We start from the raw sequence: 21,419 nt of genomic DNA, 5'->3' as shown, positions 1-21,419 counted from the left end.
CATCATGAACCCCAACCTGCAACCGCGTACAGCCGCAGATATCGTCATCATTGGCTCGGGGATAGGGGGCTCTGCCATGGCCGCCGGGCTTGCGGCATCGGAAGCAGATATTCTTATCCTCGAGGCGGGCGACCATCTGGCCGATCGTCCCGAAAATCGTGATCCGCGCGCAATCTTTCAGCAGGGTTTCTTCCGCCCCAAGGAAAGCTGGTACGACGAGACTGGGGCACCCTTCAATCCTGGCAATTATTACAATGTCGGCGGCAATTCGAAATTTTACGGGGCGGTGTTGACACGCTACCGCGCCGAGGATTTTGAGGAGATGCAGCATCTGGAGGGTGTGTCTCCTGCGTGGCCCTTTGCCTATGAGGAACTTGAGCCGTGGTATGGCAAGGCGGAGAGGCTGTTTCAGGTTCGCGGGACATTGGGCGAAGATCCAACGGAACCGCACCACTCGACACCATATGAGTTTCCGGCTGTTCCCGATGAAGCGCCCATTGGCGCTTTGCGTAAGCGGCTGAACGCCGTCGGCGTCCACCCTTCCTCCTTGCCGCTGGGCGTCGACATCGACACGTGGCTGCTGCACGGCCAAACGCCATGGGATGCGCATCCCAATAGCTTCAATGGCAAGATGGATGCCGAGACCACCGCGCTCGCAGCGGCGCTGAAACACAGGAATGTCCAGCTCCAGACCAATTCGCGCGTTACACGGCTCGAAACCGCGCCCGATGGCAAGACCATTACAGCGGTGCATTACGAGAAAGACGGCACACGCTTTGTTATAAAACCGAAACTTGTCATTCTTTCCGCTGGCGCAGTTCAGTCTGCGGTTTTGCTGCTGCGCTCGGCCAATGGTGCCAATCCCGGCGGGCTTGCCAATCGTTCCGATCAGGTCGGGCGCAATTTCATGAACCATAACCTGTCGGCGGTTATCGGCTTCGATCACCGCTTCAGGAACGATTCCATCTACCAGAAGACCTTTGGCTTCAATGACTTTTACCTGTCCGATGGAAAGGGCGGTGCACCGCTTGGCAACGTTCAACTGCTCGGACGTATCAGTGGACCGGTCCTGAAATCCGACCTCAAGCTCGTTCCGGAATGGGTGCTTGATCGGTTCTGCGCCCACACCGTGGATTTCCTGGCGATTAGCGAAGACGTGCCAAAGCCGGAAAGTCGCGTTCGCGTCGATGGCGACAAAATCATTCTACAATGGATTCGCAGCAACTGGCCGGCACACCAGAAGCTGGTGGCGCAGATCAAGTCTGTGTTGCGTGCGGCAGGATTTCCGCTGGTTCTCTCCAAGGCTTTCGATCGCAAGACACCATCCCATCAATGCGGCACGGTCCGCATGGGGATTGATCCTGCGCAGGCACCACTCGATATCTATTGCCGTGCCTTTGATCACCCCAATCTGTTCGTCGTCGATGCCGCTTTCCTGCCAACGTCCGCGGCCGTCAATCCGGCACTTACTATCGCAGCGCAGGCACTACGAGTAGCCGATCACATTGTGTCAAAGGATCTTGCTCAATGAAGCCCGTCGCCCTCGTCACAGGAGCCCGGCGTGGCATCGGGCTTGGTATCGCCAGAGCATTGGCCGCCAAGGGGTTTGACCTGGCGATTACCGATATCGTCCGCGATGAAGCAAGCGACGCCGCCGTCCGGACACTTGAAGCCCTGGGAGCAAAGGTATTGTTCCTGGCCGCGGATATTGCTGACCTTACAGGACATGAACAGACCATCCAGGCAGTCGTGGATGCCTTCGGCCGGATTGATTGCCTCGTAAACAATGCCGGTATAGGCTCTAAAGTGCGCGGCGATTTTCTTGATCTTAAGCCAGCTAACTATGATGTTATCTTTTCTATCAACCTGCGGGGCACGGTGTTTTTCACGCAAGCTGCGCTGCGAGCGATGTTGACGCACAAGAACGAAACGGCACCCCGCTCGATCATCAATGTCACGTCAGTATCCGCCGAAATGACCTCGCCGGAGCGGCTCGATTACTGCATGACCAAAGCGGCGCTGGCTGCCTTCGCGCAAGGCCTGGCATTGCGATTGGCAGATCAGGGCATCAGTGTTTTCGATGTGCGCCCTGGCATCATTCGCTCCGATATGACGTCGGCTGCCGCCGCAAAATATGACAAGCTGATCGCTGAGGGTCTTGTGCCGATGAAGCGCTGGGGGGAACCAGACGATCTCGGCCGCATTGTTGCAGCTCTCGCCAGCGGTGATTTCAATTTTGCCACGGGCTCCGTCATCAATGCCGACGGCGCTCTCTCAATCAGCAGGCTATAGACATGACGTATGATTATATCATCACTGGCGCTGGACCCGCGGGCTGCGTTCTTGCCAACCGTCTGAGTGAAGACCCAGCGGTTTCGGTCCTCTTGCTTGAGGCAGGCGGCGGCGACTGGAATCCACTGTTCCACATGCCAGCCGGCTTTGCCAAGATGACCAAGGGCGTGGCGAGCTGGGGCTGGTCAACCTTGCCGCAGAAACATATGAAAAATCGCGTTCTTCGCTATACGCAAGCCAAGGTGATCGGCGGCGGGTCAAGCATCAATGCGCAGCTTTATACGCGCGGAAATGCAACCGATTACGATTTGTGGGCGCGAGAGGAAGGTTGTGCGGGGTGGAGCTATCGCGATGTCCTGCCCTATTTCAAACGCGCCGAAGACAATCAGCGTTTCGCTGATGACTATCATTCCTATGGCGGGCCTCTCGGCGTTTCGATGCCTGCAGCCACATTGCCGATCTGCGACGCCTATATCAGAGCGGGGCAGGAACTTGGAATTCCCTACAACCATGATTTCAACGGCCAGCAGCAGGCGGGCGTTGGTTTTTACCAGCTGACCCAGCGCAACCACCGCCGTTCTTCGGCGTCGATGGCCTATCTCGCACCGATCAGGGGTCGGAAAAATCTGACGGTCCGCATGGGCGCGCAGGTGTCGAAAATCGTCGTGGAGGGCAAGTGCGCCGCCGGGGTAGAGATTATCAACGGCAGTTCGCGGGAGATTGTTCGGGCGAACCGCGAAGTTCTGGTGAGTTCCGGAGCGATCGGCTCACCAAAGCTTCTGCTGCAATCTGGCATCGGTCCTGCCGATCATCTGAAAAGTGTCGGCGTGCCGGTTATGCACGATCTGCCGGGGGTCGGCGAAAACATGCAGGATCACCTCGACTTGTTCGTCATTTGCGAATGCACGGGCGACCACACCTACGATGGCGTCGCCAAGTTGCATCGGACCTTGTGGGCTGGCCTGCAATATGTGCTATTCCGTTCCGGTCCTGTGGCATCGAGCTTGTTCGAAACGGGCGGCTTCTGGTACGCCGATCCAGAAGCGCGTTCGCCGGATATCCAGTTTCATCTGGGGCTTGGCTCCGGCATCGAGGCTGGCGTCGAACGGTTGAAAAATGCCGGCGTAACGCTGAATTCCGCCTATCTCCACCCGCGCTCCCGCGGCACGGTCCGTCTCCAGTCGAATGATCCTGCCGCGGCGCCGCTGATCGATCCCAATTACTGGAGCGACCCGCACGACCGCAAAATGTCGATAGAGGGTTTGAAAATTGCCCGCGAGATCATGAGTCAGGCGGCATTGAAGCCTTTCGTCATGGCCGAGCGCCTGCCAGGACCGAAGTACAATTCCGATGAAGAACTCTTCGATTATGGCTGCGCAAATGCCAAGACAGACCACCATCCAGTTGGAACATGCAAGATGGGTACGGACGCCATGGCTGTCGTGGACCTGGAGCTGAAAGTTCGGGGGCTTGAGGGCTTGCGTGTTTGCGATAGCTCGGTGATGCCGCGTGTCCCGTCATGCAATACGAATGCCCCGACGGTGATGATGGGCGAAAAGGGCGCGGATATCATTCGTCAGCTGGCACCCTTGCCACCGGCGATCTTCAGTCATGAAATGAATGAAAGGCGGCCGCGGGCACGCGCCTATGTCCGCTGATCGGAAGGAAAAGGGCGGCTAAAACAGCCGCCCGGTTCCTGTTAATGCAATCTTGTATCGAGAAAGACACCCGCTTCACGTGCGGCGCTGATAAAGGCATGACGCGCCTTGTGCGCGGGCTTCCAGCCATCGAGCGCATCGAGGCAAGCCTGCAGGGCTCGTCGGTAGCTTGGGCCTTTCTTGGAAGGCCAGTACGTTCGCAGGCATTCTATCGCTTCCCAAACGCTGGAGACCGCTCGTTGACCGGCAGCTCCAAGAGTAACCATAACCGGGATGGGAAAACGTTTGTCGTTCATTACTTCCTCCATGAATGTCGGACAGTTCAGCTTCGCTCGGTTGCTCTGCTGAGCTGATCATAGTAATGCGTCGGGAGTCAGTCTGGTTCCATGACAATTTGGCGAAATATTCGCGACTACAGTCGCTACGAATCACACCGTGTTTCGAAAGGATATCACCGATCTTGCGGGCGTACCAACCAGCCATAGGCGGCGCCACCGGCGAGCAGCACGCAGGTCCCGAGAAACACTGCCCGCATGCCGAAATGTCCACCGACGAAGCCGCCGGCAAGCGGCCCGACAACCTGTCCGACATATTGGGACGATGTTGCATAGCCGAGAATATTCCCCGCGACATTGTCCGGAACATTGTGGCGGATGACGGCGGTAATGCAGGGAAGGAGTCCGCCGAGCGAAAGTCCCATCAGGAAACGCAGGACGATCAACTGCCAGCCTTGCGTCACAAAGGCTTGCGGGATCAGCAACAATGCTGAAATTGAAAGTGCGGCGACGATGACGTTCCAGTGGCCGATGCGATCGGCAAGCTTGCCGAGGCGTGACGCCGAAAGGATGCTGCCAAGCGCTGCCGCGGACATGACGATTCCTGCGACAAGCGTAATCTGCGCTGGATCGCTGACCAGCTGCGCGACATAGACGGTGATAATCGGCTCGATCGACATGTTGGCGAGCATCAGCAGCTTACCAGCAAGCAGCATGACGATAACCGGACGCTTGTCGGGAATGGAAGCCCATCCGCCCCCTTGCCTGTCCGCCTTCGTCTTCGGCGCACGCCGCTCCTCCTTGATGAAAAAGCTTGTTGCCAGAAATGTCATGAAAATAACGCCGCCCGCGAGCCAAAAGGTTTGGCGAATGCCAATCAAGGGCGGCAATGCTCCACCAATCAGCGGGCCAACGAGATTGCCTGCCATGATACCGGAAGAGAGCGTTCCGAGCGCCCAGCCGGTGCGCGCCTTCGGGGTCTGGGTCGCGACGAGAAGCGTGGAGCCGGATGCGTAGCCGCCGAGCAGGCCTGTCAGCAGGCGCAGGGACACGAGTTGCCAGATGTCAGTCGCCATGCCCATGAGCGACATCGCGACAGCCATTCCGAGGCTGGCGCGGATTAGCATCAGTTTCCGCCCATAAAGATCAGCGAGGCGGCCCCAGAGCGGCGCGACAAGTGCTGCGGTCAAAAATGTGGCGCCATAGGCAACGCCTGACCATTGCACAATCGCTGCGTGCTCTTTCACGCCCAGTTGCTCGATGTAGAGTGGCAGGAAGGGCAGGATCAGCGTCATGGCGACGATGGTGGTGAATGATCCAAGCAGGCAGACGATCAGGTTCTGCCGCCAATAGGGCGATTCCGCCGCGTCTTCAGCTTGAAGAATGCCGGTCATGATCGTGTTACCGGGCTCGGTCCTTGATGTATACTGGTCATGGAGATTGGATGCTCACATCGGGAGAACCCGGTGCGCCTCTCATTGCAAGAGTGCGAATATGGCGATAGTTTTTCACCAGTCTGCGGCAATAGCAATGTCGCAGGGCGAGGAAAGCGGCAACGAGTCGCGGCGCGCCCTTGTCCGGCCGGCAAAGACCGGTGCCCTATCTGTTCGCGCGCTTCCTGCTCCACGCACGTCGTGCCCGAGGAGAACACGTATGTTCAGAGCTCTTTCTTATGGATTGGCAATAGGCGCATTGCTGATATTTGCGGGATTGGGACGCGCCGAAGAACCGGTCGACACCGCGCAATCAATCATCAGGAAACAGATCACGGCTTTCCTCAACGATGATGCAGCAACCGCCTATTCCTTCGCGTCACCGGCGATACAGGGCAAATTCCTCAACCAGAATCTGTTCTTCGAGATGGTCAAGCGAGCTTATCAGCCAGTTTACAGGCCCGGCAACTTTGCCTTTGGCCGCAACAAGGTGGTCGGCGATCAGGTGGTCCAGGAAGTGTTGATTACCGGCCCGGACGGCAAGGACTGGACCGCTATCTATCAACTGGTAAGGCAACCGGACGGCGCCTACAAGATCAACGGAGTGCAGATACTTCAGTCAGCCCCGGGTCCGGCAATCTGACGCTGGCTGTGCGAGCAGCCGCATTCTTCAGCTTGGCGGTGTTGGTGACCGGAATGGCTTTGCCGATACGGTCCCAGCCGGAGGAATTCTGTGATTGTCGCGCATAGTAGCGATAGGAGGTGCTGGACCAGTCCTTGACCGAATTGCTGCGGCTGTCGAGAATAAGATCTCCAGCCGATGTGCGGGCGGTAAGCACGACATGTCCCTCATTACTGAACGGCAGACGCGCTACCGTGAGCAAAAGTGATGCCGCCGGCCAGCCGCGCTTCATAAGCTCGCGCTTTTTCAGGATGGCAAAGTCTTCACAGTCGCCGGCTTTGGTCGGGATGGTCCAGAGATCTTCGACGCCATTCGTCTGCATGTCGCTTTGCTGCTTGATGCTCGAATTGACCGCCATATTGACGGATTGTAGCTGCTTCCTTTTGTCGTCCGTCAGTTGCACCACCTTGGCACCGGAGTGCGTGTTGCAAAGGCTCGCCAAGCGTCCGCAAAACGAACGAAAGGCTGGTGGCCCAAAGCCCTTGCCCTTGAGCTGCATCTCAGTGCCGGCCGCCAATGCTGAGCCCGGTGCCGTGGCTGCTACGGACAATGTCGTCAAAATTAGCAGTGAATATTTGCGAATCATGCGTGCTCTCCAACAAATGGCAGGACGAACTTGCGCTTTAATTCGTTAAAATCGTGTTCAAGACAGTGAACTTATGAATCAACTGTTAACATGCTGTTACGGCATGGCTTTTCACGACTTCGACGACGCGGTTTTTGTTTGCCGTCACTATTGAGGGGTATGAAAGTATCCACTGGAACAAAATGCGCCTCGTTACCCCGGCGCTTACTCTCGACTTAGATCATAGGGTATACCCAGGAATATTGCATCAATCTTTTTATACCAATTATAAGCACCATTGCTAAGTAGTAAGTAAATAATATTGACGTTACATATTTCACAAGCAATAAAGCCATCAATGGCTAAGTGAAAAACAAAACATTTTCCTAGTGTGGTGAGTTGCTTAATAAAGTAAACTCTTGGGGAAATGTAAAATGCGTAAAATAACAAACAACAAAATTGGGGGAAGGCGCAGTGGTTTATTCGCCATCATGGCGATTTCTACCTTGGGTCTAGTTGCAACAACAATTCAGAGCGAGCCGGCCTACGCTCAAACCAAACGCACATTGTTTGCCAGTGTCGCCCAATGCCGGAAGCTGACGGAAGACAATGCTGCACAATGCTGCTTCGCGTTGAACAAAAGATCAGTCCTCACGCAAAAACAGCTCGAAATGTGCCCGCCGTTGACCACAGCGGCAATCAGTACGGTGTTTAGCAAAGATAGCGACCATGAAGGGAGCAGGGCGGGTCGCAACGGAGGCCGCTCAAGAAATGGAAATTCGGGTGGAAACGCTGCTGCCGGAAATCCTAGCACCGGCGGCGGCTCAAGCAACCCCGGCGGTGGCGGTAGCAATCCCGGCGGTGGTGGAAATCCCGGCGGTGGTGAGAATCCCGGTGGCGGTAGCAATCCCGGCGGTGGTGGAAATCCCGGCGGTGGTGAGAATCCCGGCGGTGGTGAGAATCCCGGCGGTGGTGGAAATCCCGGCGGTGGTGAGAATCCCGGCGGCGGTGGCAATCACGGTGGCGGCGGCAACCATGGCGGCGGCGGCAATCACGGTGGCGGCGGCAACCATGGCGGCGGCGGCAACCATGGCGGCGGCGGCAACCACGGCGGCGGCGGCAATCATGGCGGCGGCGATAACCACGGCGGTGGCGGCAATCACGGCGGCGGTGGCAATCATGGCGGCGGCGATAACCACGGCGGTGGCGGCAATCACGGCGGCGGTGGCAACCACGGCGGCGGCGGCAATCACGGCGGTGGTGACAACCATGGCGGTGGTGACAACCATGGTGGCGGCGGCAATCACGGCGGTGGCGACAACCATGGCGGTGGCGGCAACCAGGGCGGTGGCGGCAACCAGGGCGGTGGCAATGGAAACAATGGCCATGGCAACGACCCAGATGGTAATGACAGCTCCAACCCCGGCAACAGCAATAACGGGGATGGAACCGACGCTGACGGCTCCAACAACGGAAGCGACGGAAACGGCGGTCAGGGTGGCGGTAATCAGGGTGGCGGCAACCAGGGTGGCGGCAACCAGGGCGGCGGCAACCAGGGTGGTCCAGGAGGCAAGAACAAGTAGGCTGGTTGCCTAATCATCACACGAAAACGACAACAGGCTTCGCTTCAAAGGCGAAGCCTGTTTCCATTTGGTATTTGGGGGTTATCGGCTGAACAACCAGCCCGCAAAAAGCACCAGTACAGTTATCACGACAAAAAGAACCACATAGGGCCGCATCGGAGTGAGGTACGGTTCATATTCTGTTTTGGGTGGGGTGCGGTCGTCCGAGTCCATTTTGTGATCATAAGCCGGTGGGAGGGGGAGAGGCCCGGCCGGGCTTGGGGGTCGATGGGCACCGGGCCTCTGCTGGGGTCAATCAGCATCCCAAGTTTGCACGGATGTAACAGCCGCTTCAATAACCGCTTTCTCGCTATAATTTCTTAGGCGGAGCTAGCAGCCAATGCTATTCCGTTTGACATGCGTTGTGCGCACATGGCGTGGTGTGGAGTCATGGATGAGTAAGCAGCGGGTTACTCTCTCTTCGCGGTGAACAAAACCGGCCAATCGTTGGCGGTCGCGCCGCCGCAAATATCAATTCCGCTGTAGCTGACCAATTTGAGGTTCTGGCCGTCCCTGTTATAAAGAGCGCGTTCTCGTAGGGTAAGCGCCCCGGAAGGGAGAACTGATGCCGCAAAAAGATCTCTTCGACCTTGAACGTTTCGTTGTCGCGCAGGCGCCCGTCTTCGAGATCGCGCTGAAGGAACTGCAAGGCGGCCGAAAACAAAGCCATTGGATGTGGTTTGTCTTCCCGCAATTGCGTGGCCTCGGCCATTCGCCGACAGCCGAGTTCTACGGCATTGCCTCACTGGACGAGGCGCGTGCATACCTCGCACATCCACTCCTCGGATCAAGGCTCTATCTGTGTACAGATACCGTTTTGCAGATCGAGGCACATTCGCTGCAATCTATCTTCGGCTCACCCGATGACATCAAGTTCAGATCGTGCATGACGCTGTTCACGATGGCGGTGGGGGGAGCAGACGACCCATTCTTCCAGGCATTGAAACGCTGGTGCGAAGGGCGGCCCGACGAAAAGACGCTCACATTGATTTCACCCTAAACGGTGGATTGCAGCTGTTGCGTTGAACGTACGGGTTCGTCCATTATGTGGATTGGATCAATATAACGCGGACAGAATCAAGCATGTCAATTTCAACGCCCTCCCGGAAACGTGTATCAAATGAGCGGAGCCGGACCAATGATCCGGACCGGACCAAGGCGGACATACTTGCGGTGGCAACCGAAGAATTTGCTGCTTATGGCCTCAGTGGCGCCCGGGTTGATGCCATTGCCGAGCGGACGCGCACGTCAAAGCGCATGATCTACTATTATTTCGGCGGCAAGGACGGGCTTTATCTCGCCGTTCTCGAAAAGGCCTATGCCGATATCCGGGCGATCGAGTCCGCGCTGGAACTTGATATGCTCGACCCGGTCGAGGCGTTGCGCCGGGTCATCGATCAGACGTTTGAGAATGACGACAGTCATACCGATTTTGTTCGGCTCGTCACCATCGAAAACATAAATCAGGGCAAGCATCTCGCCGAGGCGTCGTCCATCCGCGAAATCAATCTGCGGATTATCCAGATCATCGAAGCAATCCTGGAACGCGGCCGCGCCTCGGGCCTGTTTCGTTCGGACCTTGAGCCGGTCGATGTCCACATGATGATCAGCGCCTTCTGCTTCTTCCGCGTTGCGAACCGCCACACCTTCGGCGCGATACACCGTGTCGATTTGTCGGAACCCGGACGGCGTCAGAAACACAAGCAGATGATTGCGGACGCGGTGATCGCTCTTCTCCAAAAGAAGTAATGGGCGGGAATGCATTCTCCCGCCCATGCCGGAGGTCAAGCCGCGATGTTGACCGGTTTTTTGCCCAGTTCAAGCATTGGCGTTCGGTAAGTCTCGAAAGCGGTCGCGGCGGAGATCGCAGCGACGATCGCAGTCACCGACGTGAACGCCGCGACGGGAACCCAGCCGTTCGGTCCTGTGCCAAGAAGAGCCGCACTGATTGTCGGCGCGAAGCCGCCCAGGGCAAAGCCGATCTGCGTCCCGATCGCCATCCCGGAGAGACGGACACGCGTATCGAACATTTCACCATAGAGTGCGGGCCAGACCCCATTCGACGCACTATAGACCACGCCCGATAGCAGAATACCAAGGACAAAGATCAGCGTGAGATTGCCTTGGCTGATTGCCCAGATATAGGGCCAGATCAGGACCGCGCAACCGAGCGCACCGAAAATGAAGACCGGCTTGCGCCCGATGCGGTCAGCGAGCGAAGCCCACAGGGGGATTGCGCCAAGAGCGACAATATTGGCGAGGACAAGAACCGTCAGCATGGTCGATCGGTCAATCTGCATCGTGTTGACCGCGTAGGAAAGCGTGAACACGCTGAAGATGGTGCTGACGACCGAGATCAGTGCGGCGAAAATGATACGCAACACATCGGCCCAATAATTGCTGAACAGTGTGACCAAGGGTACCTTGGCTTTCTCGTGTTTCCTCGCTTCTTCGAGGAATACCGGCGTTTCCGGCGAGGTGCGGCGCACCCAGAACCCGACAATGACCACGACAAGGCTGAGAAAGAAGGGAATGCGCCAGGCCCACGACAACAGGTCGGCCTCTGGCAGTTTCGAAATGGGAATGAAGACAAGAGTTGCCAGGATGAGTCCCGCCTGCGTCCCACTCAGCGTAAAGCTGGTAAAGAACGCTCGGCGGTTGGGCGGTGCGTGCTCCCGCGTCATCGAATTGGCCCCGGCCTGTTCGCCGGCCGCAGAAATACCCTGCAGAAGACGTGCGATCACCAGAAGAATTGGTGCGAGAATGCCGACATGATCATAGGTCGGCAGGCAACCGATGATGAAGGTCGAGAAACCCATCAAGAGCAGGGTAAAGGTCAGAACCTTTTTCCGGCCGAATTTATCACCGACGTGACCAAGGATGACCGCGCCGAAGGGGCGTGCGATATAGGCGACGCCAAAGGTTGCGAATGAAGCGATGGCGGCCGCCTGCGGATTGGCTGCCGAGAAGAAAATCTTCGGAAAGATCAGAGCTGCGGCGGTGCCGTAGATAAAGAAATCATAATATTCGACAGCGCTTCCGATCCAACTCGCTAGCGCCGCTTTTCCGGGTGCTTTCACCCCTACTGATTGATGCATGGACGTCTCCTCCTCGTTAAGGCATCAATGATGGACCCCGGATCAGGCGGCTGCGTCCTTCGCGCCTGAACCGAGTTGAACAAAGTGGCGCAACATGCGCTCGTGATCGGGTATTACGCCCGTAAACAGTCGGAAAGCTTCAACGGCCTGAAAGACCGCCATTCCACCGCCATCAAGCGTGCGGCAGCCAATGCGGCGCGCAGTGCGAAGGAGCTCGGTTTCAAGCGGAAAATAGACGATCTCGGCGACCCACAATTTCTGGTGGAGCAATTCGACGGGCAGCGGCAAGCCGGGGTATTTCTCCATTCCCGTCGGGGTGCAATGGACCAGACCGTTGGCCTTCGCCATATCGGTTGCGAGATCTTGCGAGACACGAACGCAGCCGGCGCCGAAACGCTCGAAACGCTCATTGAGCGCCGCAGCCACCCCTTCTGCCCGATGCTTATCCCTATCCGACAGGACGAGTTCACGAACGCCCAGCGTCATGAGCGCATGGGCTACCGCCGCGCCAGCTCCACCAGCACCGAGTTGCACGACGGAAGACAGCCCGGCACCAGGAAGGCCGCGCTTGAAGCTCTCCGAAAACCCCCACCAATCGGTATTGTGACCGATGCGGCGGCCATTACTCAGGCCGACTGTATTGACTGCGCCGAGCGCCGCCGCATCTGGCGAAAGCTCGTCGAGACAGGGAATGATGGCCTGCTTGCAGGGGTGCGTGACATTCAACCCGGTAAAACCCATGCGCTCCGCGGCGATCAGCAGTTCCGGAAGAGCCTCGGGGCCAACTTCAAGCTGCTCAAGGTCGATGCTCTGATACAGCAGGCGAAAGCCCTGCTCGTCGCCCTCGCGCTCATGCATCGGTGGGGTGCGCGATGCCTGGATTCCCGCACCGACGAGGCCGAGGAGAAAGCGGGAACGTTCCGGATGGATCATGGAGTGACCTTCTCGAGTAGAACAGAAAGGCGGCGCAGTGCCAGCGTATAACCTTGCGTGCCGCAGCCGCAGATCACGCCCGTTGCGACATGCGACACGTAGCTGTGGTGGCGGAATGCCTCGCGGCGATGGATATTGGAAATGTGCACTTCGATGATCGGGCAGGGACATGCCGCAAGCGCGTCCATGATCGCGACGGAAGTATGCGAGTAACCTGCGGGATTTATGACAATGCCAGCAACGGTCTCGCGAGCCTCATGGAGCCAGGAGATCAACTCGTGTTCGGCGTTGCTCTGTCGAAAATCCACTGAAAACCCAAGTTCAGCAGCGATGGACCGGCATTCCGCCTCTACATCGCCAAGCGTCTCATGACCGTAGATTTCCGGCTGGCGCTTTCCGAGCAGGTTCAAATTGGGGCCATTGAGCACGAGGATCTTGCGAGCGGTCAACATGCTGCTGAATTCCGGTTCAGCGGTAGGCAAAGCCCCGTGCTGCCACAATGCATTTGGATGTCTCCTCCCGACACTTCCTGTTGACTAAGGCGGTAGCTCCTCAGCCGCCTGTATTGACGCATAATGTACGAACTGGTACGTTCATGTCAATAGGTCGCAAAGTTGCCCGTTGAGGTGACCACAGGACGGTCTTCTGCGATGGTATCCAGCACAGCCAGGGGAGAGGCCCGGATGAACCCAGTCGTCATTGCAGTCGCGATCACCGGATCGGTGCCACGCAAGAGGGACAACCCGGCTGTTCCGATCAGCCCGGCAGAGCAAATTGAATCGACACACGAGGCCTATGAGGCCGGGGCATCGCTTGTGCACATTCACGTTCGCAATGACGACGAAAGCCCCTCGTCAGACCCCGAGCGCTTTGCAGCCGTTCAAGCCGGTATCGTCAGCCATTGCCCTGGAATCATCGTGCAGTTCTCGACAGGCGGCCGGGGCCGAGATCCCGGTCAGCGCGGATCATCGCTTTACCTCAAGCCCGATATGGCCTCGCTGTCGACAGGGTCGGTGAACTTCCCGACCATCGTCTACGAGAACCACACAACGCTCGTCACTGACCTTGCAACCAAGATGCGCGAGAACGGGATCCGGCCGGAGATCGAAATCTTTGATCTGTCGCATCTGCATGGTGCGCGCCGACTGGTAGAGGCCGGATTAATGGACGACCATCCGCATATCCAGTTCGTCATGGGAGTCGAGAACGCCCTACCTGCTGACGAACATCTTCTTGACGTTCTACGCGGGGAACTCCGGCGGATATTGCCTAAGGCAACGTGGACTGCGGCTGGCATCGGCCGCCATCAGGCACCGGTGATGGAATGGGCTCTGTTACGGGGAGCGAATGCTGTACGCACTGGCCTCGAGGACAATATTCGCGTGATCAAGGAGCGGCTGGCCCGAAGCAATGCAGAACTGGTCGAGATCGCGGCGGAGATAGTCGTACGCCATGGACGACGAGTTGCGACCTGTGACGAGGCGCGCACCATCCTGACCCTCCCAACAACACCGGCAGGTGCGGCATGAAAACGTCGATAGCAACGGTTTCGCTCAGCGGGGAACTTCCGGAAAAGCTGGATGCAATTGCCCGAGCCGGATTCAATGGCGTCGAAATATTCGAGAACGATTTTCTGGCCTTCGACGGCAGCGCGCGCGATGTGGGCAAGATGGTCCGTGATCATGGGCTGGAGATTACGCTCTTCCAGCCCTTCCGTGATTTTGAAGGCATGCCCGAGCCGCAGCGATCCCGCGCCTTTGACCGGGCCGAACGCAAATTCGATGTGATGCAGGACCTCGGCACGGATCTCGTTCTGGTCTGCTCCAATGTTTCCCCGATCGCGCTGGGCGGTGTTGACCGCGCTGCAGCAGATTTCCATGAACTCGGTGAACGCGCGGCCAAACGGGGTCTTCGCGTTGGCTATCAGGCACTCGCCTGGGGACGGCATATCAACGACCATCGTGACGCCTGGGAAATCGTCCGGCGTGCCGATCACCCCAGTATCGGCCTGATTCTCGACAGCTTCCATACACTTGCGCGAAAGATCGACGTCAATTCCATCCGCTCGATCCCCAAGGAAAAGATCTTCATCATCCAGCTGGCGGACGCACCGCTGATCGACATGGATCTGCTCTACTGGAGTCGCCACTACCGGAACATGCCGGGCGAGGGCGATCTACCCGTTCTCGATTTCATGCGCTCTGTCGCTGCCACGGGCTACGATGGCTATCTATCGCTGGAGATCTTCAATGACCAGTTTCGTGGCGGTTCGCCAAAACCGATTGCAACAGACGGTCACCGCTCGCTGATCTATCTCGGCGATCAGGTGAAACAAAGTGAGCCGGACGTCGCAATGACGGTTCCGGCAATGCCGGGGCCTATCGAGGTCAACGGCGTTGAATTCGTTGAATTCGCGGCCAATGAGGACGAAGCCAGAGAGCTTGCCTCGCTTCTGAATACGTTGGGTTTCCGCAAAACCGGTACCCACAAGACCAAACAGGTGAGCCGTTACAGTCAGGGCGGCATCAATCTTGTTATCAACACCGAACGGGAAGGTTTCGCCCACTCTTCCTATGCGGTCCATGGCACGTCGGCTTACGCGCTCGGCCTCAATGTGGCGGATGCCCGCGCGACTGTCGAACGCGCCCGGGCACTCGGGGCGGAACCCTTCGAACAGGGCGTCGGACCGTCCGAGGTCACGATGCCCGCCATACGCGGTGTGGGCGGGGGGGTTCTCTATTTTGTCGATGGCAAATCGGAGCTCAGGAACATCTGGGAGATTGAATTCGACCCCGTCGAGGACGATGCCACGACACGGGATGCCGGACTGCTGCAATTCGACCATGTGGCGCAGACGATGAATTTCGATGAAATGCTGACCTGGCTTCTCTTTTACACATCAATCCTCAAGGCGAGGAAGACGCCGATGGTTGATATCATCGATCCGTCTGGCATCGTGCGCAGCCAGGTCGTCGAAAACGAGGCCGGTTCGCTGCGCATCACGATGAACGGTGCAGAGAACCGGCGCACCCTGGCCGGTCATTTCCTTGCCGAGAAATTCGGATCGAGTGTCCAGCACCTGGCCTTCAGGACGGACGATATCTTTGAGACAGCCAAGGTGTTGAAAGCCAACGGCTTTGTGCCGTTACAGATTTCGCCGAACTATTACGATGACGTTGAAGCACGCTTCGGTCTTGACCCTGATCTTGCCGACAGGCTCAAGGAGGCCAATATTCTCTATGATCGCGATGAGAATGGCGAGTATTTCCAACTCTATAGCCCGAACTACGGCGAGGGGTTCTTCTTCGAGATCGTCCAACGCAGGGGCTACAAGGGTTACGGCGCCCCCAATGCCATCTTCCGCATAGCGGCGCAAAAACGCTTCATGCGGCCGCAGGGAATGCCAAAAAAGCGTTAGCGGTCAATCCTATCAGGTCACTGAAGCCCGCCGCTTTACGCGACGGGCTTTGCAGTAAGAGCCCAGGGGGCTGGGCTGGGCTTAGGCGTGAGCGTGGGGGTGGCGGAAATCCCAAACCGCCCAAGCCGACACGGCGGCGACGAGCAGCCCAAGGACCACGTGAGTCCACATCGCGTTCACATTGGCCGTAAAACCAAGCACCCAGGGAGACGCGACCAGCCAGAGCCCGAGTACCATGTTTGCCCACTCCTCCCATTCGGCGAATGCTGAAATCGCTGCGACAGTCAGTGCACCGAGTACGATGCCGACGACCCATGCGTTCCATGTCGGCGTGGTTTCGGCCATGAAGCCGAAGAACCAAGGGGAGATGAACAAGCATACCGCCAGGACCAGGTTGGCCCAATCCTGTGTTTTCTTTCCTTCCATCAGCGCGTTTGCCATGACAACCTCCATATATGAAGCTTAAGCAAAGCATTATTGTCCGCGTGCACCGCACGCTTAAGAATAAAATAATCTCGGATAAGACCGCATTCAAGAGGCTTCGCTGAAAGCGCCGATAATGTTTTTAAACGAACATTTGTCGAAATCTTGAATTCCCACAAATCAAGACCGTCCACTTGAAATTTTTACTCACATTGAATCAGACACGCAAATGACCGCAAGAAGATAGGAGCTTCGTTGACTCTTGCGTACTAGCCTGTTTACGCCGAAATCTTGAGTTTTGTTTTGCCTGGGAATGGTATTTGGGTGTCGACCCGGAACATCCCCGGCCCTCAGTTCAACGCCGCAACCATGCCTCAATCCCTCGAGCCGCCGCCCGGCCGGTAGCAAAACAGGCGGTGAGGAGATAACCCCCGGTAGGTGCTTCCCAGTCAAGCATTTCCCCGGCAACGAAAATTCCGGGGATTGCCTTGAGCATATAACGGTCGTCAACGCCGCTCCAGCTAACGCCGCCGGCCGAAGAGATAGCCTCCTCGATGGGCCGTGGTTTGAGGACAGGAAGCGGCAGGGCCTTGATGAGCCTGGAGAGACGTTGCGGATCGGCCAGATCGCCTTCTTGAGCGACTTCCCGCACCAGGGCTGCCTTGACGCCCTCGATACCCGCTCCCTTGCGAAGCCGATTGGAGAGGCTTGCCTTCCTGTCTTGTTGCGCGATATCCCGTGCCACCCGCTCCGTTGTTCTGCCGGGCGAAAGGTCGAGCACGAGGGTGGCTGTGCCGTCCCTTTCAAGTCGGTCGCGCAAACTGGCCGCATGCGCGTAGACGAGACTACCCTCGATGCCGTTCGCCGTTATCACGAACTCACCGGGAAACGTGCCCGCGTCCGATGTGGCAATCACAGATTTTACCGGTTCGCCAGCGAAACGTTCCCGGAACATCTCGCTCCAGCCGACATCGAAACCGCAATTTGCGGGTTGAAAGTCGCGGACCTCCACCCCCTTACCGCGTAGCCACGATGTCCAGGATCCATCGGATCCAAGCCGCGGCCAGCTTGCACCGCCAAGCGCCAGCAACGCGGCATCGCAGTGAACGATTGTGGGACCAGATGGAGTATCGAACGCATAACCGCTTTCGACAAAACCCGTCCAGCGATGACGGGTCAGGATTTTGACGCCTTGCGTGTTCAGTCTGCTAAGCCAGGCGCGCAGAAGTGGCGAGGCCTTCATTGCCTTCGGAAAGACGCGCCCGGAGGAGCCGACGAAAGTCTCCGTGCCAAGCGCTGCTGCCCAGGATCGCACATCGTTCGGCGTGAAGGCATCAAGGGCAGGGCGCAATCGATCGGACGCAAGGCCATAACGGTTGGCGAAATGCGTATATTCCTCGGCATGTGTAATGTTAAGGCCGGACTTTCCCGCGAGGAGAAATTTGCGACTAACCGTTGGCATGCTGTCATAGACAGTTACTGAATGACCAGAGAGGGACAGCACCTCCGCAGCCATAAGTCCGGCAGGTCCCCCGCCAATTATTGCGATCTGTTTTCCTTGCATATGCTAGCCCGACGCCCCGAATCCTTAGGCGCAGTTTTGATCCGCTCGGACGCCAAGCGCAAGTCAATGATACTTTTCGCGCTCACGCCCAAGGATTGCCCTGGCGTTGAGGCTACCGATCGGCTGGGAAAGGTTCGCAGGGATGTCGCCAGAAAGCTGGAGGTCGAGATAACGAGCACAGCATACTCTCAAGAATGAGGTGAAATTGCCGAGGTCGTGACCAGCGTCGATCGATTCATGGTGCAGCCTGGTAATGAGCTGGACTACATTCATGCTGTCGCGCCGGGCGATCTCTTCGAGCTTCGACCAAAAGAAGTTCTCTAGCCTGACGCTCGTGACCATGCCTCGATGCGCAGCGACCTCGTCGTGCTTTCCCACAGACGCGCATCAGCTTTGATGAACAGTTCACACATTTCATCTCTCCCGGTGCCGTCATCGAGGCGGCCCTTAGCAGTGCTCAGGCAGCCAGCACAGTCATGAACTGCTTCAGCCAGGCAGGGTGCGCTGGCCACGCGGGCGCAGTAACGAGGTTGCCGTCTGTCACCGCATCGCTGATGGCAATCTCGGCGTAAGTTCCGCCAGCAAGCTCAACTTCTGGCCGGCAGGCCGGATAGGCTGAACATGTGCGACCCGAGAACACCTGCTGCGGCAAGCACTTGCGCCCCGTGGCAGATTGCTGCGACGGGCTTGCCGGCGTCGAAGAAATGTCGGACGGCCTTGAGCACATTAGGGTCGAGCCGAAGATATTCGGGCGCTCGGCCGCCGGGAATGACGAGCGCATCGTAATCCTCGGCGCGGAGGTCATTGAACGTCGCATTCAGCGCGAAATTGTGCCCGCGCTTCTCAGAGTAGGTCTGGTCGCCTTCAAAATCGTGGATCGCTGTCGCAACCGTCTCGCCCGCCTTTTTTCCTGGGCAAGCGGCGTGAACCGTATATCCGCAGGCGAGCAGGGTTTGGAACGGAACCATGGTCTCGTAGTCTTCTGTGTAGTCCCCCGTGATCATTAGGATCTTGGCGCTTGGCATGCTTGTTTCCTCCCTTGGAATCCGATCGGTTGGAACATAGCAAACGGCAAGCGCCCACTGGTACTAACGGATTACTACCGCGAAATTTTGCTGGGTGATTTCAGGCGATACCGCCGAGGGTGTCTGAGGGCGGGTTTTAGGACCACAGCGCATCTCGCCGCCTGGGCGACCTTTGCCCATCTCGATCGCTCGCCTTGTCTCAAGTTTTCCGTACGGGCGAGTTGCTGCTGTTCAGCTGTTCGAAGAGTAGATCGCGTCGACCACTGCCTCGGTAACCTCCTTTGTCGTCGCGGTTCCACCGATATCGGGTGTGAGGATGCCAGCGCCGGTAACGCGCTCGACGGCGCGCATCAGCCGCGCGGATGCATCCGTCTCTCCGAGATGGTCGAGCATCTGTACAGCGGTCCAGAACGTAGCGACCGGATTGGCGATGCCTTTCCCGGTGATATCAAAGGCCGAGCCATGGATTGGCTCGAACATTGACGGGTAGCGACGTTCTGGATCGATATTGGCAGTGGGTGCAACGCCGAGGCTGCCGGCCAATGCGCCCGCAAGGTCGGACAGAATGTCAGCATGCAGATTTGTGGCAACGATGGTGTCGAGGCTTCTCGGATTAAGCGTCATGCGGACCGTCATGGCATCCACCAGCATCTTGTCCCACGTGACGTCGGGGAATTCTTCCGCGACTTCCGCGGCAATTTCATCCCACATCACCATACCGTGGCGCTGGGCGTTGGATTTGGTGACGACAGTCAGGAATTTGCGCGGTCGCGCCTGTGCCAGCTTGAAGGCATAGCGCATGATGCGTGTAACGCCGACGCGGGTGAAGATGGCGACCTCGGTTCCCACCTCTTCCGGCAGCCCCTTGTGAGCGCGCCCCCCATGGCCGGAGTATTCACCTTCCGAATTCTCACGCACAATAACCCAGTCGAGATCCCCGGGGCCGCAATTACGCAGAGGCGGCGTGATGCCCGGCAGGATTCTGGTGGGGCGGACATTGGCATACTGGTCGAAGCCCTGACAGATCGGCAGACGCAGACCCCAGAGCGTAATGTGATCGGGCACGTCTGGCGCGCCCACTGCGCCGAAATAGATAGCATCGAATTTCTTGAGCTGGTTCAGCCCATCCGAGGGCATCATCACCCCGTACTTCTTGTAATAATCCGAACCCCAATCGAAATTCTCGATGTTGAATTTGATGTCGCCGAGCCGTTTCTCAAGACTGGCCAGTACTGTTATTCCGGCTGCGATCACTTCCGGGCCGATGCCATCAGCGGGAATCGCGGCGATTGCATATTCACGCATCTAGATGCTCCGTTTCTGCGCGAATGCGGCAAAACAGGCCATGCCTCGGCGGCATCGGCATTTGGCCACCAACAGGGACGAACGAACGAAGGAGCGCCCGTTGGCGGGCGCCCCCAATTCAGAATTACTTCTGAATGCAGGTATCAACCGTGTCCTTTGTGCATTCATCAAGACCGGTGAAAACCGGGTCCTCGACGGGCTTGCCTTCGATCAGGTCGATCATGACCGAGGGAGCCTTGTAGCCCATCTCGAAAGGGCGCTGACCGACGAGCGCGGTGACCAGGCCCTCTTTGGCAATGGCAACTTCATCACCGATAGTGTCAGCAGCCCCGATGACGAAGTCGTTGCTGGCGATCCTTTCGGCCATCGGTTTGAACAGATCACGGTAAGGCTGCGGTGCGCCGAACAGCGGCCAGCCACCCATGATCCCGAAAGCGTCCAGTTTCGGATTGGCAGCAAGGATGTCGGTCATCGCCTGGACACCTTTCGCACCGTCGTCATTGGTGAAGACGGGGCAGCCTGCAACTTCTGTCCAGCCGCCTTCGCCCTTGAGTTCGGTCAGACCCTTTTGACCGGTCAGCGCATCGCGCATGCCCTGGGCACGGCGTAAGATGTTATCTGCACCCGGATTGCCTTCGATCGTGCAGATCGTGCCCCCCTTAGGCTTGCCTTTCTTGATGTACTCGCCGATCTTGAAACCCATCAGATAGTTGTCGGTTCCGAGGTAGGTCTTGCGGAGCGCCGAGTCTTCAGCGGCGAGGTCGGCGTCAAGCGTCATCACCGGGACCGTCGGATTGGCAGTCTTGATGGTCTGGGCAATCAGCTTGGCATTCGATGGCGAGATGGCGATCGCGGCGGTGTCGGCCTTGCCCAGCACATCCTGCACGATCTGCGCTTCACCGGCCTCATCCGAGGTCGATGCCGGGCCGGTGTAGAAGCACTCATACTCCGAGCTAGCATTCTCTTTGTTCCATTTCTCGCAACCCTGATGAATTGCTTCGAAGAACGGATTGTCGAGGCCCTTTACAACGATGACGACCTGCTTTTTGGCCATAGCAGGTCCGGCGCCGAGCGCCAGAGCGGCCGCGGCAACGAGTAATAGTGATTTTCTCATTTGTTCCTCCCT

20 protein-coding genes and 2 pseudogenes are annotated in these 21,419 nt (G+C 57.7%); 9 read left to right on the top strand and 13 right to left on the bottom strand.

Annotated features, from left to right (window positions below; all coding sequences use genetic code 11):
* The first annotated feature begins 4 nt into the window (after nt 1–4).
* From BLM14_RS17910 to BLM14_RS17900, 3 genes are read left to right on the top strand one after another with little or no spacing between them, the layout of a single operon-like run.
* Nucleotides 5–1,531: a GMC oxidoreductase gene (locus tag BLM14_RS17910; protein ID WP_100000628.1), complete on the top strand. Its 1,527-nt coding sequence runs from the start codon at nt 5–7 to the stop codon at nt 1,529–1,531.
* Complete coding sequence (locus BLM14_RS17905; RefSeq protein WP_100000627.1) at nt 1,528–2,292, top strand: 3-ketoacyl-ACP reductase; 765 nt, start codon at nt 1,528–1,530, stop codon at nt 2,290–2,292. Before BLM14_RS17910 ends, BLM14_RS17905 begins: the two co-directional genes overlap by 4 nt.
* 2 nt (nt 2,293–2,294) lie before the next feature.
* Nucleotides 2,295–3,950 (top strand): GMC family oxidoreductase, encoded by a 1,656-nt coding sequence (locus BLM14_RS17900; protein WP_100000626.1) that lies wholly within the window; start codon nt 2,295–2,297, stop codon nt 3,948–3,950.
* 41 nt (nt 3,951–3,991) lie between these two features.
* Here BLM14_RS17900 and BLM14_RS17895 read toward each other — a convergent pair whose 3' ends face one another.
* Nucleotides 3,992–4,246, bottom strand: coding sequence for a DUF982 domain-containing protein (locus BLM14_RS17895; RefSeq protein WP_100000625.1), 255 nt, complete (start codon nt 4,244–4,246; stop codon nt 3,992–3,994).
* A gap of 155 nt (nt 4,247–4,401) precedes the next feature.
* A complete protein-coding gene (locus tag BLM14_RS17890; RefSeq protein WP_100000624.1) occupies nt 4,402–5,619 on the bottom strand; it encodes an MFS transporter in 1,218 nt (405 codons plus the stop codon).
* A gap of 259 nt (nt 5,620–5,878) precedes the next feature.
* On the opposite strand from BLM14_RS17890, the gene BLM14_RS17885 reads away from it, so the two are divergent.
* Complete coding sequence (locus BLM14_RS17885) at nt 5,879–6,301, top strand: DUF4864 domain-containing protein (RefSeq protein WP_100000623.1); 423 nt, start codon at nt 5,879–5,881, stop codon at nt 6,299–6,301.
* Here BLM14_RS17885 and BLM14_RS17880 read toward each other — a convergent pair.
* On the bottom strand, nt 6,255–6,926 hold the full coding sequence (locus BLM14_RS17880) for a transglutaminase-like cysteine peptidase (protein WP_100000622.1): 672 nt from the start codon (nt 6,924–6,926) through the stop codon (nt 6,255–6,257). The genes BLM14_RS17885 and BLM14_RS17880 overlap by 47 nt on opposite strands.
* An 803-nt stretch (nt 6,927–7,729) precedes the next feature.
* Nucleotides 7,730–8,293, bottom strand: a complete 564-nt coding sequence (locus BLM14_RS31115) for a hypothetical protein (RefSeq protein WP_157929553.1) — start codon at nt 8,291–8,293, stop codon at nt 7,730–7,732.
* On the opposite strand from BLM14_RS31115, the gene BLM14_RS17860 reads away from it, so the two are divergent.
* The 3 genes from BLM14_RS17860 (at nt 8,292) to BLM14_RS17850 (ending at nt 10,276) form a co-directional block, all read left to right on the top strand.
* Nucleotides 8,292–8,501 carry a hypothetical protein gene (locus BLM14_RS17860; RefSeq protein ID WP_133123935.1) on the top strand — a complete coding sequence of 70 codons (210 nt, stop codon included), beginning with the start codon at nt 8,292–8,294 and terminating at the stop codon, nt 8,499–8,501. The two genes, BLM14_RS31115 and BLM14_RS17860, sit on opposite strands and share 2 nt — an antisense overlap.
* Nucleotides 8,502–9,092: 591 nt before the next feature.
* Nucleotides 9,093–9,527 (top strand): DUF1810 domain-containing protein, encoded by a 435-nt coding sequence (locus tag BLM14_RS17855; protein ID WP_100000619.1) that lies wholly within the window; start codon nt 9,093–9,095, stop codon nt 9,525–9,527.
* Nucleotides 9,528–9,610: 83 nt separating this feature from the next.
* Nucleotides 9,611–10,276 (top strand): TetR/AcrR family transcriptional regulator, encoded by a 666-nt coding sequence (locus tag BLM14_RS17850; RefSeq protein ID WP_100000618.1) that lies wholly within the window; start codon nt 9,611–9,613, stop codon nt 10,274–10,276.
* Nucleotides 10,277–10,311: 35 nt separating this feature from the next.
* Here the strand turns inward: BLM14_RS17850 and BLM14_RS17845 are convergent, their stop codons facing one another.
* Genes BLM14_RS17845 through aroQ form a run of 3 tightly spaced genes read right to left on the bottom strand, consistent with a single transcriptional unit; the run spans nt 10,312 to nt 13,010 of the window.
* Nucleotides 10,312–11,625 carry an MFS transporter gene (locus BLM14_RS17845; RefSeq protein ID WP_100000617.1) on the bottom strand — a complete coding sequence of 438 codons (1,314 nt, stop codon included), beginning with the start codon at nt 11,623–11,625 and terminating at the stop codon, nt 10,312–10,314.
* A gap of 42 nt (nt 11,626–11,667) precedes the next feature.
* Entirely contained in the window at nt 11,668–12,558 is an 891-nt protein-coding gene (locus BLM14_RS17840; protein WP_100000616.1) for a shikimate dehydrogenase, read from the bottom strand.
* Complete coding sequence (aroQ, locus tag BLM14_RS17835; protein WP_100000615.1) at nt 12,555–13,010, bottom strand: type II 3-dehydroquinate dehydratase; 456 nt, start codon at nt 13,008–13,010, stop codon at nt 12,555–12,557. The genes BLM14_RS17840 and aroQ overlap by 4 nt, the downstream gene beginning before the upstream one ends.
* A gap of 231 nt (nt 13,011–13,241) precedes the next feature.
* On the opposite strand from aroQ, the gene BLM14_RS17830 reads away from it, so the two are divergent.
* Together BLM14_RS17830 and BLM14_RS17825 are read left to right on the top strand one after the other, a co-directional pair.
* Nucleotides 13,242–14,087, top strand: coding sequence for a 3-oxoadipate:acetyl-CoA acetyltransferase (locus tag BLM14_RS17830; protein WP_100000614.1), 846 nt, complete (start codon nt 13,242–13,244; stop codon nt 14,085–14,087).
* The gene (locus BLM14_RS17825) at nt 14,084–15,976 is read left to right on the top strand and encodes a bifunctional sugar phosphate isomerase/epimerase/4-hydroxyphenylpyruvate dioxygenase family protein (protein ID WP_100000613.1); all 1,893 of its coding nucleotides are present in this window, start codon (nt 14,084–14,086) and stop codon (nt 15,974–15,976) included. The genes BLM14_RS17830 and BLM14_RS17825 overlap by 4 nt, the downstream gene beginning before the upstream one ends.
* Nucleotides 15,977–16,057: 81 nt before the next feature.
* On the opposite strand, the gene BLM14_RS17820 is transcribed toward BLM14_RS17825, so the two are convergent.
* The 6 genes and pseudogenes from BLM14_RS17820 to BLM14_RS17795 form a co-directional block, all read right to left on the bottom strand.
* Entirely contained in the window at nt 16,058–16,417 is a 360-nt protein-coding gene (locus BLM14_RS17820) for an SPW repeat protein (protein ID WP_100000612.1), read from the bottom strand.
* A 337-nt stretch (nt 16,418–16,754) separates the two neighbouring features.
* On the bottom strand, nt 16,755–17,963 hold the full coding sequence (locus tag BLM14_RS17815) for a TIGR03862 family flavoprotein (protein ID WP_100000611.1): 1,209 nt from the start codon (nt 17,961–17,963) through the stop codon (nt 16,755–16,757).
* 63 nt (nt 17,964–18,026) lie between these two features.
* A pseudogene (locus tag BLM14_RS17810) lies at nt 18,027–18,376 on the bottom strand (ribbon-helix-helix domain-containing protein).
* Between the two features lie 44 nt (nt 18,377–18,420).
* A pseudogene (locus BLM14_RS17805) lies at nt 18,421–18,988 on the bottom strand (DJ-1/PfpI family protein).
* A gap of 231 nt (nt 18,989–19,219) precedes the next feature.
* A complete protein-coding gene (locus tag BLM14_RS17800; RefSeq protein ID WP_100000610.1) occupies nt 19,220–20,293 on the bottom strand; it encodes a tartrate dehydrogenase in 1,074 nt (357 codons plus the stop codon).
* A gap of 124 nt (nt 20,294–20,417) precedes the next feature.
* Nucleotides 20,418–21,407 carry a sugar-binding protein gene (locus BLM14_RS17795; protein ID WP_100000609.1) on the bottom strand — a complete coding sequence of 330 codons (990 nt, stop codon included), beginning with the start codon at nt 21,405–21,407 and terminating at the stop codon, nt 20,418–20,420.
* Nucleotides 21,408–21,419 lie beyond the last annotated feature (12 nt).

The organism is Phyllobacterium zundukense, assembly GCF_002764115.1.
Taxonomy (GTDB): domain Bacteria; phylum Pseudomonadota; class Alphaproteobacteria; order Rhizobiales; family Rhizobiaceae; genus Phyllobacterium; species Phyllobacterium zundukense.
The sequence above is the reverse complement of the archived record's forward strand: the minus strand, read 5'-3'. Positions and strand labels throughout refer to the sequence as shown.